At 46.1% G+C, this 15177-nt stretch carries 13 protein-coding genes; 1 reads left to right on the top strand and 12 read right to left on the bottom strand.

The window, feature by feature from the left end; translation table 11 throughout:
• Positions 1-3: 3 nt before the first annotated feature.
• From ACWI_RS09995 to ACWI_RS09935, 12 genes are all read right to left on the bottom strand, one after another.
• Positions 4-507, bottom strand: a complete 504-nt coding sequence (locus tag ACWI_RS09995) for a hypothetical protein (protein WP_070371302.1) — start codon at positions 505-507, stop codon at positions 4-6.
• Between the two features lie 75 nt (positions 508-582).
• Positions 583-993, bottom strand: coding sequence for a VOC family protein (locus tag ACWI_RS09990; RefSeq protein WP_070371301.1), 411 nt, complete (start codon positions 991-993; stop codon positions 583-585).
• A 167-nt stretch (positions 994-1160) separates the two neighbouring features.
• Entirely contained in the window at positions 1161-3803 is a 2643-nt protein-coding gene (locus ACWI_RS09985; RefSeq protein WP_070371300.1) for a cation-translocating P-type ATPase, read from the bottom strand.
• Between the two features lie 246 nt (positions 3804-4049).
• Positions 4050-5951: a lectin like domain-containing protein gene (locus ACWI_RS09980; protein ID WP_070371299.1), complete on the bottom strand. Its 1902-nt coding sequence runs from the start codon at positions 5949-5951 to the stop codon at positions 4050-4052.
• 38 nt (positions 5952-5989) lie between these two features.
• The gene (locus ACWI_RS09975) at positions 5990-6208 is read right to left on the bottom strand and encodes a hypothetical protein (RefSeq protein WP_070371298.1); all 219 of its coding nucleotides are present in this window, start codon (positions 6206-6208) and stop codon (positions 5990-5992) included.
• 205 nt (positions 6209-6413) lie between these two features.
• The gene (phnD, locus tag ACWI_RS09970) at positions 6414-8312 is read right to left on the bottom strand and encodes a phosphate/phosphite/phosphonate ABC transporter substrate-binding protein (RefSeq protein WP_084633620.1); all 1899 of its coding nucleotides are present in this window, start codon (positions 8310-8312) and stop codon (positions 6414-6416) included.
• A 33-nt stretch (positions 8313-8345) separates the two neighbouring features.
• On the bottom strand, positions 8346-9575 hold the full coding sequence (locus tag ACWI_RS09965) for an aminopeptidase (RefSeq protein ID WP_070371297.1): 1230 nt from the start codon (positions 9573-9575) through the stop codon (positions 8346-8348).
• Positions 9576-9795: 220 nt separating this feature from the next.
• Complete coding sequence (gene buk, locus ACWI_RS09955; RefSeq protein WP_070371295.1) at positions 9796-10863, bottom strand: butyrate kinase; 1068 nt, start codon at positions 10861-10863, stop codon at positions 9796-9798.
• Positions 10864-10923: 60 nt separating this feature from the next.
• Positions 10924-12084, bottom strand: a complete 1161-nt coding sequence (locus tag ACWI_RS09950) for an ArsA family ATPase (RefSeq protein WP_070371294.1) — start codon at positions 12082-12084, stop codon at positions 10924-10926.
• Positions 12085-12119: 35 nt separating this feature from the next.
• Entirely contained in the window at positions 12120-12365 is a 246-nt protein-coding gene (locus ACWI_RS09945; protein WP_070371293.1) for a hypothetical protein, read from the bottom strand.
• 23 nt (positions 12366-12388) lie between these two features.
• Positions 12389-13555, bottom strand: coding sequence for an ArsA family ATPase (locus ACWI_RS09940; protein WP_070371292.1), 1167 nt, complete (start codon positions 13553-13555; stop codon positions 12389-12391).
• A gap of 89 nt (positions 13556-13644) precedes the next feature.
• The gene (locus tag ACWI_RS09935; protein ID WP_070371291.1) at positions 13645-14142 is read right to left on the bottom strand and encodes a MarR family transcriptional regulator; all 498 of its coding nucleotides are present in this window, start codon (positions 14140-14142) and stop codon (positions 13645-13647) included.
• Positions 14143-14347: 205 nt separating this feature from the next.
• Here ACWI_RS09935 and ACWI_RS09930 point away from each other — a divergent pair, with 205 nt between their 5' ends.
• Positions 14348-15175 carry a metallophosphoesterase gene (locus tag ACWI_RS09930; protein WP_070371290.1) on the top strand — a complete coding sequence of 276 codons (828 nt, stop codon included), beginning with the start codon at positions 14348-14350 and terminating at the stop codon, positions 15173-15175.
• The last annotated feature ends 2 nt before the right edge of the window (positions 15176-15177 follow it).

Below are 15177 nucleotides of genomic sequence, written 5' to 3'. Positions count from 1 at the left end.
CCATCAAACTGCCCGCAGAATAGTGATATTTTCCTGTAAAGCCCGGAGCATGGCGGCTTTTTTTCCGCGGTTGATTAAAAAATCCAGCTGCATCACGTTGATCATATAAGGAGAGCTGTGATAGCCCAGCCATTCTCTAACCTGCTGATTAAAATCCTGTTTTTCAATGGTGGCATAAAGTTTTTCATGAGTCAATTCTGCAAATTCAATGTTATCCAACAACAGCAAGCGGAAATCAATGGTCAATTTTCTGGCGTTGTTCCAGATCTCCGCAATCAGACGCCTTCTTTCCGTGACATAGCCCACGATTGCGACAATCAAACTGACCAGAGATCCGGTAAAAATGCCGAATAAGAAGGCGTTGTAGTTGTCCATATTATCAAGGATATGCCTTTTCATTGTATCACTGACCATACCCGGAATCACATCATCAATGGCAAAAATGGCGATTGCCGAAAAAACCGTCAGAATCAGGGTTACAATGGTACTGTACTTAAATGCTTTCATCTACTTCTCATCACCCCCAATATTTTTACCATTATAACCAAAGCCATGACCCCTGTAAACAATTTGGTCTCATTATTATTCAGCCGACATTTGCCAGCCAATTCCAAATTTGTCGGTTAAAGATCCATAGGCTTTGCTCCAGAAGGTTTCCTGAAGCAACATTTCAACCGTGCCGCCTTTGCTTAATAAACCAAACAACCGCTTAATCTCTTCCACATCCTCATGGGTGATAATCAGAGTAATGTTATTACCCTTGATAAATGGCATCCCTGGTGGTACATCAGAAAACATGATCATGTTTCCTCCAATATTCATCTGGGCATTGGCCACCAGATCCCTGATGCCATCTAGCATCGGAAAACTGGGGTCTTCCGGCATTTCTCCAAAGGTCATTATTGTGGGTTCATCGGTTTTAAATATTTCGGTATAGAACATCACCGCTTCTTTACAGTTTCCCGGAAAATTAATGTAGGGTCCAATTTTCATCTTCTTTCTCCTTTGTTATTGGTCACTTAAACCATTTTGATTCTTGAAGTCAATATACCCTACTAAACAATCGTTTAACATCGTCCTGGCAGCTATTTGGCGTAAACAAAAAGGGGCCGCGGCATAAAAACGCACCACAGCCCCTGTCCATAACAATCAATAACAAACTAGACTCCCAGCTTTCGCTGGAAAAATTTAACCAACTCAACAATGGGAATGACCACGATCGCCAGGCCCATGGCCACAAAATATTCCATTAAACTGATGGGTTCAAACTCAAAGGCGGCAGCGATGGTGGGAATATAAATAACTGCCGTGGTCAATACCAGCGAAACCGCCATGGCCAAAAACAAGAATTTATTCTGGTGCTGCATCTTAAAGATCGACTGGCGACGACTGCGCATATTCAGCGAATGGAACATCTCTGCCATCGACAGGGTCAAAAAGGCCATGGTCATACCATCAGCACTTTCGGCAATTTCCCAGACTCCGGCTTCGATATAATGCCCGACAAAATAGGCGACGATGGTCACCACGGCCACCATGAGGCCCTGCCAGATCACATCAACTCCCAGTCCCCGGGAAAATACACCTTCCCGAGATTCTCGGGGCGGATGTTTCATGGTGTCGGCTTCTTCGCCTTCGACACCCAAAGCAATGGCGGGGAAGGAATCCGTAATCAGGTTGATCCACAGTAAATGCACTGGCTTGAGAATCGTGAAACCCAACAGAGTCGCCATAAAAATGGCGATAACTTCCGATAAATTAGAAGACAGCAAAAATTGAATAGCTTTACGGATATTATCGTAGATCCGCCGCCCTTCCTCAACGGCATTGACAATTGTGGCAAAATTATCGTCTGCCAGTACCATATCGGCCACATTTTTGGTCACATCGGTGCCTGTGATCCCCATTCCTACTCCGATGTCAGCCGTTTTAATGGATGGCGCATCGTTGACGCCGTCACCAGTCATAGCGACAATCATCCCCTGCTTCTGCCAGGCTTTGACAATCCTTACCTTGTGTTCCGGTTGAACCCGGGCATAAACTGCGTAATGGCCAATTTCTTTTTGCAGCTGGTCTTCGCTGATTTCATCCAGCTGGGCTCCGGTGATGGCTTCTTTGGAATCAGTGATGATCCCCAATTGTTTGGCAATCGCAATCGCCGTATCCCGGTGATCACCCGTGATCATGACCGCTCGGATTCCGGCCGACTTACACTGGGCAATGGCATCTTTTACTTCTGGCCGGATTGGGTCAATCATTCCGGTTAAACCAACAAAACACAGCTCCTGCTCCAGAAAATTCGGTGACTGATCGGTCGGCATGGTCTTCCAGTTCCGGAAGGCTCCAGCCAGCACCCGCAGAGCCTGGTCCGCCAGACTTTTATTGGCTTGTCTGATTTCTTCGCAAATAGCATCGGTCAGCGGTAACTCTGCATTACCATCCCAATAGGTGGTACAACGGGAGATCAGTACATCGGGAGCCCCCTTTACATACTGGGTCAAGCTGCCATCTGCCATTTGATGAATGGTACTCATCAGCTTACGGCCGGAGTCAAAGGGTGCTTCGCCCACCCGGGGCGTTTGTTCTTCCATCGCCCGCTTATTTAGTCCCAGTGAAAAAGCATAATTAACCAGCGCCGCCTCGGTGGGCTCACCTTCGGCTTTGTTTTCTTCATTTAAATGGGCATCATTGCACAAGGCCATCGTTCTTCCCAGCAAATGCTCATCAAAACCAAAGTGATCGACCACCGTCATCTTGTTTTGGGTCAGGGTTCCCGTTTTATCCGAACAGATTACCTGGGTACAGCCCAGGGTTTCAACAGCTGTGAGCTTACGAATGACCGCCTTTTCTTTGGCCATGTTGGTCACCCCCAGCGAGAGTACAATCGTGACCACCGCCGCCAGACCCTCGGGTATGGCAGCAACCGCCAGCGATACCGCCACCATAAAGGTATCCAGAACACCGATCCCGGTAATGCCGTCGCCCAGGTACAAACGTACCAGACTTAAAGCAAAGATAAAGACACAAATTCCCAATACCAACCAGCTTAGCACCTTGCTTAATTGATTCAGTTTAATTTGTAGTGGTGTGGCATTTTCCTTCGCCTGGGTAATGGCATCAGCGATCTTTCCCATTTCCGTTTGCATCCCGGTGGCGACTACGGTTGCTAAACCCCGGCCATAAACCACGGCACTGCCCATATACACCATGTTTTTGCGGTCACCCAGCGAAATATCTTTTTGATCACCCAGATTCAGTGCGCAAACTACCTTCCCCACCGGAACACTCTCTCCGGTAAGAGCCGCTTCTTCAATTTTTAAACTGGCACTTTCCAATAATCTGGCGTCAGCTGGCACCGCATCTCCGGCTTCCAGTAATATTACATCCCCAACGACCAGATCTTCACTTTTAATTTCACAGATCTTACCATCCCGCCTGACCCGGGAAGTGGCTGCTGAAATCGCCTGAAGCGCCTCGATGGCCTTTTCCGCCTTACTTTCCTGATACACACCCAGTACTGAATTAATGATCACCACCGCCATAATGATGATCACATCAGCAAAGGATTCGCCGGAATAAGCGGCCGTGATGCCCGAAATAACGGCAGCAGCAATCAGGATCACAATCATCGGATCTTTTAACTGATTAAAAAGCCGTACCACCAATGAATCTTTTTTGGCTTCATCCAACTTGTTTTTCCCATTCGTTTCCAGCCGCTTGCTGGCCTCGGCCTGGGAGAGGCCCTCACTGCTGGAGTTTAAATCCTCCAACACTTCTTCTGCCGTCTGCAAATACGTTTTCATTCAAACCTCCTTCAAAAATCTACACCTGGTTATACAAAAAATAAAAAAACCAGATGCCTCTGCACCTGGAAAAAATAAACCCAAGTACAGAAAAACTGTACATGAGTCTCACTCATTAAGATAAGCCAGGTATTACTACCATGCATGTTGACTTATCACGCAAATTGCGCAAATTACTCCCTCATAACTGTTTTATTTTACCCCGGAGTATTATCTTTGTCAAGATAATACTCCGGATTTTTTTTGTTACTTATTTTCAAGAAAGGGTTGACCAGTCAATCCCGGTGCCGGTGACCCCTTTGGCAGCACCTGAATTTCAATGGCTTCCAACCGGTAACCAAAGCCCGCCGTGCCAGCTTCCCCACCATTACTTGCCCAATCCATCCAACCGACATTCTGGGCATGAACCCGGTAATAGACGTCAAACTGCGTCGCATCAGCCCCGGTTAACTGAATCTTAATGGCTTCCAGCCGCAGCGACTGACCTTCGGTACCACTCATGACGCCATTGCTTTTTAGCTCCTGCCAGCCCTGATTCTGGACGTGGGTAGCGTATTCAATCCCCAGATCATAGCCCCTGGTGTCCATTTTTATTTCAATACCTTCCAATCGCAAGGATTCTCCTGAGGTACCGCTGACTCCACCATTGCTCTGCCAGTTCTGCCATCCCTGATCTTGCACATGGGTGCGATAAAGACAATTTGCAAAGGTATCCCGGCTTTGCGTAAAGGCTTTGATACACACATTACTGAGGCTTTTTTTAGACGTATCATACCAACCGCCAGTTCCGGTATTACTGGTAAAGCTTTCTCCGGGGTTGGCCGTCACAGCGCTGCTGTAGTTTTCAAATCGGCTTTCTACCGGTACTGAATCGTTCGTTCCCGGGGTCCGGTATTTAACTACCACCGCAAACTTTTGTCCAGCGACCAATCCCACCGGATTGTCCAGATCAATTGTATAATAACCGCCCCGGGCAAAGGTTTCCGTCTGCGTGGTTCGTAAGGTACCACTGTTTGGCTTGCCATCATTCACATCCGTATAAACCTTGATCTCAGCTGACGTTCCGGGGGTTAAGGCATAGGTACTCACAGCCATCAGATTGTCGCTGGCTGTTGCCGTAAAGATATTGGCACCCCAGGCAGTGTTGTCTCCGTCCGTGTAACCCATGGCTGAGATGTTACCCAGTGGATCATACTGATAAATAGCGCTATAATTATTGGTCGCTTCGGCATTATGAAAAGCGGTCACATTGCTGCCAGCATAGGTATCATAATAGGACATATAGAAATAACCGCCATCTCCCCAATCCGCGCCCCAGCTGTTACGGATAATCCAGGCCCCATCAGCTTCCGGTTTTTTACTGAAATTATCCCGGCTGTAATTGTCATCCCAACCAACAATCGCCACATCGTGATCAGGTTCTTCCGTACCATCGTAATAAAAGGCAAAGGTGTCCGGGTTGTAATACTCTTCTCCATCCAGAGGTACTGAATACATCGAAGTATAAAGCACCCCGCCATCCATCAGTGCCTGCTTGATCGCCGATGGCAGTTCGGGAATCGATTTCACTTCCTGAACATGATAAACCGGAGATAATCCGGTTTTTTTCGGGGTATCGTAGGGGTCACTGCTTTCACTCACCGGGCCACTCCAGCGGGCCAGATAGGCGGTGGCCATGGAATAATTCCCCCCATCATCCGGGCTTCCGTCAAAGCCGCTGTTCCACATCAGATTATTTTCAGAAAAATCAACCGTTGTATCTTTTTTTAAATAGGATTCCAGCGAAGCCAGGCTGGCAAAAGCCCAGCAACTGCCATAATCGCCCTGACTGCGAACCGCCGTAATCCGGCCTGTGTCCCGAAGGTCAAAGGCGGCTGGCAGGGCTTGGGCAGAGGTGATCGCTGTATCAATTGGCTCTTCATAACGTTTTAGTGGTGGTGGGATATAACCCCGACCATGCCCATCACTGGTTGATGTGTTAAGGGTTCCCGCGTTAACATCCTCCAGGTATTGAACAAAAGCCGGATTTAGTGAGGCCATACCCGGCTCGGTAATTTCTTCTTCTGCCCAGGCGCTACCCGGGATCAAAACCGTCAGCATTAAGCTGGTCAGCAGTAATGACAGTAATTTTTTGAGATTATTTTTCATCTTCGCTTCGCTCCTCATTTAGTCGGATCTAAATCCGTTTACTCCCCCGTTCCGAAATCCTTTCCATACTCAATCTTATCAAGCAAATCATTGAATTTTTCAGTGAGGGTATCGACGTTGGTCTTTAATTCGTCATCTCCCGGAGTACAGTTGCCGGGGAAGCCATAGATTCGTCCGCTTCCCACTTCCTTTAATAAAAAAAGAATCTCTGTGATTTCCTGGGCATATTTGTTTCTAATATCCGTTACTTTCTCCATTCTCTCCTCCTGCAGTCGGTTTTTGTCATTTTGACACTGTTTTAAATAATTTTACCCGCTCTGTTTAAAAAAATAACCGCCAGGTTTTTCGGCAGTTATCTTTTCATGATTCAGAACCACTGTTTTACTAATCAATATGATCATGATCAACCTCCCATTATTCTATTCTTGGAAGTTATACCCCATAATCCCTTTTTTTAACAGACTACATTACTTCCCGGATTACATCGTATTTGGCGTCATCACTTTCAACAAAGCCTTCAACGGGGGATTTGATATTGGGTGCCTTGACATAGTCCACAAAAGCCTGTCGTAAACGATCAGTAAATTCTATTGGTAATTTGGGGTTTGCAGCAATGGCATCCTTGGGAATATCCGGAGTTTTGGCAATAATCCGGAATTCGTCGAGATTAATCCCGCTTTTTTCTGCCTCTTCCATAGCCTCGTTATAGGTGGCCCCGGCATCGTATTCCCGAGACAGTACCGCTTTAATGACACTGTCATGACTGCCCAGATAAGCCGTTCTGGAAAAAAGAGTCTTGGGATTCAACCCTTCTGACTTCATGCTATGCTGAGCATAGAGGTATCCCGACGCACTGACTTCATCGACGTAGGCAAAACTACGACCTCTCAAGCCACTTAAGCTGCCAATACCGCTGTCTTTACGGGTGATAATGTAGCCATTGTATGATACTTTACCATGAACTTTTGGCGATACCAATGGTTCAATGCTAACTTTTTCATGAGCGGTGACATAAGCAAAGGGCGAGAACCAGGCCACGTCGATGATGCCTTCTTTCATGCCTTCACTGAGGGCATCATAATCCTTCACAATCATCGTGCGCACCTTATAGCCAATCTTTTTAAATACCGCATTTAAGATCGGCACGTACATTGTTTTGATGTTTTCCGGCGAGGTAAAGGGATTGACCCCAAAGATAATTTCATCTTTATTTTTATTCTTTGCCGTCAGTTTCTGGACGCTGCTGGCCATTTCTGAAAGCTTGGTGCAGTAATTCAGCAATTCAATATTTTTTGACTTCTGGGTCACAATGGTGCTGATTGTATTGGTGGTCACCCGGTGGGTGGTGTCCACCGCATCCGACACCTTGGCAACCGATGACTGGATACCATGGGAGGTATTCACCTGAACGCTTGAAATATCTTTGATTTCATTCATCGATTGATTCAACTCAATCAGGACTTTCTGAATATCTTCGATGACATCCCCGGATTTCTGGGCTGCTCCTTCAATATCTTTGGTGCGGGTAGTGCAGCGTTCAATGGCGGCATTGGAGCGATCCACTTCAACAATCACCTGATTCACAATCTGTTCGATTTCGGTGGCAAAGGTCGCCGTACTGTCTGACAGTCGTTTGATTTCTTCTGCCACCACCGAAAAGCCTTTGCCAGCGGCTCCGGCCCGAGCCGCTTCAATGCTGGCATTCAGCGCCAGCAGATTGGTCTGACGGGAAATATCCTTGATATAATCGACAAACTTGCTGATCTGTTTAGACGAACCGTCCAATTCATCATTAATTCCTGAAGCCTGATTAACCCCCTCAATCAAATCCAGCAGCAGGTCGGAAATGCTGCTGATAGTGGCTCTGTTTTCGCTTAGCATCGCAACGGACTGGCTGGAGTTTTCTTCAATTCTGACAATATTTCCCTGAAGCTTACTGGATACCTGGGTAAAATGATTGATTTCAGCATTGATTTCATAGGTGCTGGCCGCATTTTCTTCGCTGAGTTTGGCAATTTCATGGGCCTGATCGACAATGGTATTAAAGACCTTGACATTCTCTTCGGAAAACCAGCTCAGTTTTTTGATATCAAAGTCCATGGTTTCCAACAGCGAAAAAAGCTCGCTGTTGACATTTTCCTTTTCCTCGTCTTCCATGGTTTTGTCTTTTTCTGCGATAGTGTTAAGCAGCTCTAAAATGTTGTTCATCGTGGCCTTGTTTTCATTTAATATTTCGACTGAAAGCAGTGAACTTTCTTCCAGGCTCCTGATGTTACTTTTCAGTTCTTCCGAGGTTTGAGTAATCGTTTTAACCTCCTGGTGAATATCTGCCAAATTTGTATTTTTTTCTATCTCATCCATGATCTATCTCCGTTCTTAAATTCTTATGACGCTTCAGGCCCAGTTACCGTTTTTGAATAGCGCAATTTCCTGACCATCGCTGGTAATTCCAGTTATCTCTAAATCCTTGGTACCAATCATAAAATCCACATGGGTATCGGACTGGTTGCCACCGGATGCCAACAGCTCATCTTTGGTCATCTTTCCGCCATCCCGGATATTGGTGGGGTAGCATTCTCCCAGGGCAAAATGACAGGCGGCATTTTCATCAAAAAGGGTATCATAAAAAAGAATTCCGGTATTAGAAATCGGTGAATCGTAGGGAACCAGGGCGACTTCACCCAGGCGCCGGGCGCCCGCATCGGTTTCAATCAGAATCTTGAGATATTCCGCCCCTTTGGCGGCCTGATAGTCGATCACCTGACCCTCGTGAAAGGTCAGGCTGAAATTTTCGATCAGGTTTCCCTGATAAGAAAGCGGTAGCGAGGAAACCAGCGTGCCTTCTGCCCGATAACAGTCCGGGGCGGTAAAAATCTCTTCGGTCGGCATATTGGCAAAAAAATAAACCTGATCCGGGGTAAACTCACCGCCACCTTCCCAGATGTGATCTTTGTGAAGACCGACGGTAAAATCTGTTCCGAGACTATTTTTATAACGCAGGGCATCAAAATGGGCTGCGTTGAGGATTTTGCATTTTTCAGCCAGCATCACCTTATGGTCATGCCAGGCTGTAACGGCATCACCTGAACCGATCCGTACCGCCTCAAAGATGGCATCCCAAAGTTTTACGATGGCTTCCTGTTCATAAAGTTCCGGAAAAACTTTTTTGGCCCATTTCGCTTCGGGAACCGCCGCCACACACCACTGAAATTCACTGTTCATCATTTTTTTATAATAGGGTTCGAAGGCCTTGGCCGAGGCCTTGCTGCTGGTTTGCAGTTTTTCGCTGGCCACCCCTTTGTAGGCTTCGGGATCATGACCAACAATAGAAATGACCGCAGCTTTCTGGTCGGCATAATAATTCCGGGATTCGGCCAACCAGTTAGGGATATTACCCAATACCTCCAGACTGACATGATCATAGCGCAGGCGGCTGGTTTTGACATCATTCCAGAAGACGATTACATCTCTGGCTCCAGCTTTATAGGCCTCTGCTACAATCATTCGGCCAAATTCATAATTCTCAACCGAACAATTGATCACCGCTAACTGATCCGGCTGCACGTTTGCGCCGGTGCGGACAATCAGGCGGGCATATTCCCTCAGTTTTTCCATATGGTCCATTTGATCTCCCCCTTTTTAAATATCGTTATGAGCGACCCGACAAAAAAATCCAAGCCGGTTTTGACAGCTTCGGGTCACTGCAAAAACCAGCTGCTTTTTTGTAAAATTCTCATTTTACCGTATTTGCACAACTGTAAAAATTATATCACGTTCATCAGAGAAAGAAACAAGAAAAATTTGTGAAAAGCAGTTAAACCAAGCTTCCACTGGGAACAATTTGTCAACGATATATCCGGGGTTCTTCTTCTCCTCTTAACAGCCGCAGTCCACCCAGAGCCAGGGCTTCCATTTCGTTTTCTCCCGGCAGACATTTAACCGGAGCCAGAAAGGCAATGTATGCCTTGATCATCGTGGTGAGTTTCTCCGAATAGGCCATCCCGCCGGTGAGGATAATCCCATTGATGTCGCCTTTTAACACAGCAGCCATCTCGCCAATGCCTTTGGCAATCTGATAGGCCTGGGCTTCATAAACCTGCTTTGCCCGCCGATCGCCGGACAAAATCCGTTTTTCAATGACCCGGATGTCCCCAGTCCCCAGATGGGCTTTCAAGCCCCCCAGCCCGCGGATTTTTTTTAACAGCTCAGCTTTTTGATAGTTTTTCTCATAAATCAGCTCCACCAAGGCCAATAAGGGAACGCCACCCGACCGTTCCGGCGAAAAAGGGCCGCTATCATCGGCAATCACATCGATGATCCGTCCCTGTTTGTGTGCGCTGATCGAAATACCCCCGCCCAAATGGGCGATGATCAGATTTAACTTTTCATAGCTTGTTCCCATTTCGCTGGCATATTTCCGGCCCATTGCTTTGCTGTTTAAAACATGGCAGAGACTTTTTCTGTGAATCTCCGGAAACCCGGTGAGCCGGGCGACATCTGCCATTTCATCCGACGACACTGCATCATAGATAAAAGCAGGAATCCCCAACGGCTCGGCAATAGCCGCCGCCAGCAGGGCCCCAAGATTGGCGGCATGAGGCGAAAGCTGCCCACTCAGAATCAACTCTTTCATGGCCTGATTGATCCGGTAACCGCCAGCATCTATTGGTGGTAACAAACCACCCCGGCCAACCACTGCCGTCAATCGATTGAGATCAAAGCGGTGTGCACTTAAAATTTTTTGAACGGTCTTTTTTCTGAATTCAAACTGCTCATTTACAGTTAAAAAGGATTCCAGATCGGCACTGGTATGTTCAACCGATTGGCTAAACAGCTCGGTTTCATTTTCAAAAACTGCGATTTTAGTGGAGGTTGAGCCCGGATTGATGGTTAAAATTACAAAATTATGCATCGTTTGCCGTTCTCCTGTTCACTTTAATTGCTTTTTTCCATTGTAAACCCAATTCTTATTTTATGCAAATTTTATCGTCAGCTTACCCTGATCATATCTGGCACTTTGCACCGTTTTATTGCGAAGGACGTCCGGTAAGGTAAAACAGCGTTTTTCATTCTTTATTTGAATCATCAGTTCACTGCCTTTCTGGCCCATATTCATATCCGTTTTTTGGGCAAACGGAAGGTTTAAAATAAACGCATAGCCATCAGCTTCTTTTTTTACTTCAAAAATGGTATCTTCAAATAAAATCCCAGCCGGGTCGGTTCCACCAAAAATCTGCTGTGCAGCTTCATGCAGGATCGCTTCACCGATCAATTCCCGATCAAGTAGCATCAGCGTAAAAACCGGCACCGGGGTAAAACTCTCGCGAATTTCCTGAAGCCCTTCTTCCTGAAGACTGATCCATTTACTGAAATACCCGTCAAGAGCCATCGCCGGATAGACTTTGTTGACGATCACGGCATCGATCGTATAATTGTATAAATGCAGATAGGTAAAATTTCGTTTCGCCTCCTTGATGACAATCCGCTCCGGGGTCGTGACGATGCGGATGCTGAGGATTTCCTTATTGGTCATCAACGCCTGTAGCTGATAGAGCTTTTCATTTAATTGTTCCACATCATCAAAGACATTATCCTCCGGCATCGGAATTTTCATAACCTTTTCAACCATCGGGCCTGCCACCTTAACCGCCTTTTTTTTCATTGGCAGTACAGTTTTAATCATATTGCCAAACATTTCCGGAAACTTCAGCAGCGACAGGGTCTCGCCGGTCGGCGCACAATCGACTATCAACACGTCGTACTGGTTTTCCTCGTAAATGTCGATAATTTTAAACAATGCAAACAATTCTTCCAGTCCCGGAAAAACCAGTAATTCCTCCGCTTCAATGCCCCCCTGCGCCCGGGCCGTCAACAATTCCTTCATGTAGTTTTTCATATTTCCCCAGGCTCGTTCCCCTTCCAGGATCGCATCAATCTCCAGCCCCCAGAGCAACTCACTGATCTTAACCGGGGTGTTTTTAAGCTTTACACCAAATGAATCTGATAAACTATGAGCTTGGTCGGTACTCATAATCAAAACGCGTTTGCCGTCTTTGGCCAGTTTAACCGCCGTTGCCGCCGCTACACTGGTTTTACCGACCCCGCCTTTGCCGGTATATAAAATAATTCGCATGGTCTTCCCCCTTTTTTTATCTTCACATAATAATACTAATCGATAGATACTTTTCTGACTTTTTTGTCATGCTCCGATCCCGCAGTTTTTTCCTGTTCAGCAGTGCTCACCGCTGCGCCAACATCCAGTGCCCATTCCCTGGCCAGGTCAACGACGATCCCTTTTACTTCCTTTTCGATCACCGAAACATGTTGGGCAATCGATGGGGACAGCAGGGACAAAAACGCATCCCGCTCATACTGCTTGGCCAGGATCATGTTCTTGATAAATTCACGGTTCATTATTAAACCTCCTCTTGTTAATTTTATTCAAAGGCAATGACCAGGGTACTCTGGTCAAATTTTGCCGAACTGACAGTCATTCCTCTAAGGCTATTGGGTAGTGGAATATTCCGCTTGTAATTACCAATTTTGACAATCACATCCGACCCGGCCAGATTAACGGCCACCGCATCTTTGGTGATATTTGGCAAATAAAGTTTCAGTTCATAACCCGTTTCTGTCTGCTCATATTCTTCCCCCGCAATATCTGCTTTGATCGCAAATAACTCACAACTGTCGGTGAAGACCTCGGTACAGATCCGGTTGATGGCGTCCAGCCCCAGTAAATCAGTGTCGTACCAGGGAATATAATATTTTGGAATTTGATCAAAACAGGCTTCAATTTCAGCAATGTACTTTTTCTGAATGGTAATCCATTTTGCAAAAAAGGGATTTTCGATTTCCCGGGGCAAGATCCGGTTGATAAAAATGCCATCGACGTTGTAGTTATAGAGCTTCATGTACATATAATTCCGTTTGGTTTCTGCCACCACCATTTTTTCCGGAATGGTCACCAAGCGGACCGAGGATACGTCCTTATTTTTTAACAACTCCTGGAGCTCAATCAACTTCACATAGAGGGTTTCAATATCACTCATGGCATGACGGTCAGGCAATTGAATCTTAAATAATGATTTTGAAACCGGCGACAGAATCCGTACTGCCACCTTGCCGACAGGAAAGAATTTATCCATATACCAGCACATCAGCTCCGGGAATTTAAGCAGCGACAGGGTCTCTCCGGTCGGGGCGCAGTCCACAATAATCCGCTGATAGTCGCTGTCATTGTATAATTCCTGAATTTTAAGTAAGGCGAACAGCTCATCCATCCCTGGCATCATCGTGAACTCATCCATTTCTGCACCATCCGGATTAATTGAGCCGATCATGTTGTTAAAGGCCTGCATCAGGTTTTTAAAATCCGTTTCCATCACATAATTGGGATCGATTTCCAGAGCATCAAGATTGTCAGCCACTGTAACCGCTTCTTTGCCAATTGGATGATTAAAGAGATCCCCCAGATTATGGGCCATATCCGTACTGACGATCAGCGTCTTTTGGCCTTGCTGAGCTGATTTAAGGGCATGGGCTGCCGCTACACTGGTTTTTCCCACCCCACCTTTGCCGGTAAAGATCAATATCCTCTTCATAAGTTTCCTCCTGCTATTTTAATTCCTTTCTCGAATAGTTCGTTGTTCGAAGTATTCAGCTGAAAAGATGCTGCCCGGAGGCAGCCGTTTTATTCAATGATGATTTTTCTGATTTTTGAACTGGTTTGCGTTTCGACGGTCGCGCCGGTATCTTGGTTAATGGTATCGATGACCTTATCCACCAGTTTGAATACCAGATTGACTTCCTCGGAAGTGAAGCTATCCATTATCAATTGTCCGAAACGGATCATCTCCGTGAGGATATTTTGGATTGATACTCGGCCGACTTCGGTCAGTTTAATGGTGACCACCCGTTTATCTTCTGAGCTTCTTTCGCGGAGAACAACCTCCCGTTTTTCCATCCGGGCCACAATCCCTGTGGCCGTATTCAGTGGCACACTGAGATAGTCAGCGATCTGGGTCATATTCACATCACTTCGTCGATACAAAAGCATCAGTACAAACACCTCATTTTTCGAACAATTAAAAATTTCATTGCCCCAGATCTCCGGTGACAAAAGATATTTTATTTTGTCCAGGTATTCAAATATCAATGTTTCCAGATTGCCATTAAGACGATTTTTCATAGGGTTGTTCCTTTATTATATTTGCAAAATACTTCGTTCTTCGAATTAATTTAATTCTACATCCGAAGTACTCTGTTGTCAACCCTTTTTTTGAGCGCCTCTTATAATGTCCATGCCAATCTTAGCCTTCTCCAGAATTTTTCCTGATTATTAAAGACCCTTTAAAGCTTGCGGGTTATAATGCAGAGAGCCGAAAGGAGTCACGATGAAATTTGGAAAATTCTTACTGATCACAACCATTACCTTAGCCTCCCTTTTGGTGGGCTGCTATCCTTATGCCCGATATATAGAACCCAATCTCTTAATGGTTAATCGGGAAAAACTGGTCAGCAGCAGACTTGAGGCCCCCCTTAAAATCGTTTTTTTTGGTGATACGCATTTGGGTGAATTCAACGACAACGGCCAGCTCGAGCAAATTGTCGCAAAGATAAATGCGGAAAATGCCGACCTGGTTGTCTTTACCGGTGACCTGATTGGATCCAGTGGCGATTTTACCGTCAATCCAGATATAATCGCTCAGAGTCTGGCTGGAATCCACGCCACCTATGGCAAGGTTGCCGTTATCGGAAATCATGAGTATGCCTTATTGGATCAATACAATTATTCCGACTTGATGAACGCTGCCGGTTTTGAGGTTCTCATTAATGACTGGCTGGATATTTCTGAGCTTAATTTGCGGGTGCTAGGCCTGGATGATGTTTATCGGGGTAATCCTGATTTGAATCTGACTGATGCGGCTCGGGACGGCGCTTATAATATTCTGCTGACCCATGAGCCAGATATTGTCGATGACATGAACAGTGATGCGGTTCAGCTGGTTTTAGCTGGCCATACCCATGGCGGCCAGATCTCACTGCCCTATCTCACCGAGAAGATTCTGCCCGCCAATGGAAAAAAATATGTCAAAGGGCTGTATGCGATTGGCAGCCAGGGACAAACCAACCTGTTTGTCACCAAAGGCACCGGCATGACCAAATTGCCCTTTCGCTTCCTGAACGTCCCTGAGATTGTCTCAATCGAAGTCAGTCCTTAGAT

It is taken from the genome of Acetobacterium wieringae (assembly GCF_001766835.1).
Lineage (GTDB): Bacteria > Bacillota > Clostridia > Eubacteriales > Eubacteriaceae > Acetobacterium > Acetobacterium wieringae.
This window is presented reverse-complemented; position numbering and strand designations above follow the sequence as displayed.

Coding starts and splice junctions, on each gene's coding strand:
- ACWI_RS09995 (WP_070371302.1), bottom strand. CDS start 507: ATGAAAGCATTTAAGTACAGTACCATTGTAACCCTGATTCTGACGGTT.
- ACWI_RS09990 (WP_070371301.1), bottom strand. CDS start 993: ATGAAAATTGGACCCTACATTAATTTTCCGGGAAACTGTAAAGAAGCG.
- ACWI_RS09985 (WP_070371300.1), bottom strand. CDS start 3,803: ATGAAAACGTATTTGCAGACGGCAGAAGAAGTGTTGGAGGATTTAAAC.
- ACWI_RS09980 (WP_070371299.1), bottom strand. CDS start 5,951: ATGAAAAATAATCTCAAAAAATTACTGTCATTACTGCTGACCAGCTTA.
- ACWI_RS09975 (WP_070371298.1), bottom strand. CDS start 6,208: ATGGAGAAAGTAACGGATATTAGAAACAAATATGCCCAGGAAATCACA.
- phnD (WP_084633620.1), bottom strand. CDS start 8,312: ATGGATGAGATAGAAAAAAATACAAATTTGGCAGATATTCACCAGGAG.
- ACWI_RS09965 (WP_070371297.1), bottom strand. CDS start 9,575: ATGGACCATATGGAAAAACTGAGGGAATATGCCCGCCTGATTGTCCGC.
- buk (WP_070371295.1), bottom strand. CDS start 10,863: ATGCATAATTTTGTAATTTTAACCATCAATCCGGGCTCAACCTCCACT.
- ACWI_RS09950 (WP_070371294.1), bottom strand. CDS start 12,084: ATGCGAATTATTTTATATACCGGCAAAGGCGGGGTCGGTAAAACCAGT.
- ACWI_RS09945 (WP_070371293.1), bottom strand. CDS start 12,365: ATGAACCGTGAATTTATCAAGAACATGATCCTGGCCAAGCAGTATGAG.
- ACWI_RS09940 (WP_070371292.1), bottom strand. CDS start 13,555: ATGAAGAGGATATTGATCTTTACCGGCAAAGGTGGGGTGGGAAAAACC.
- ACWI_RS09935 (WP_070371291.1), bottom strand. CDS start 14,142: ATGAAAAATCGTCTTAATGGCAATCTGGAAACATTGATATTTGAATAC.
- ACWI_RS09930 (WP_070371290.1), top strand. CDS start 14,348: ATGAAATTTGGAAAATTCTTACTGATCACAACCATTACCTTAGCCTCC.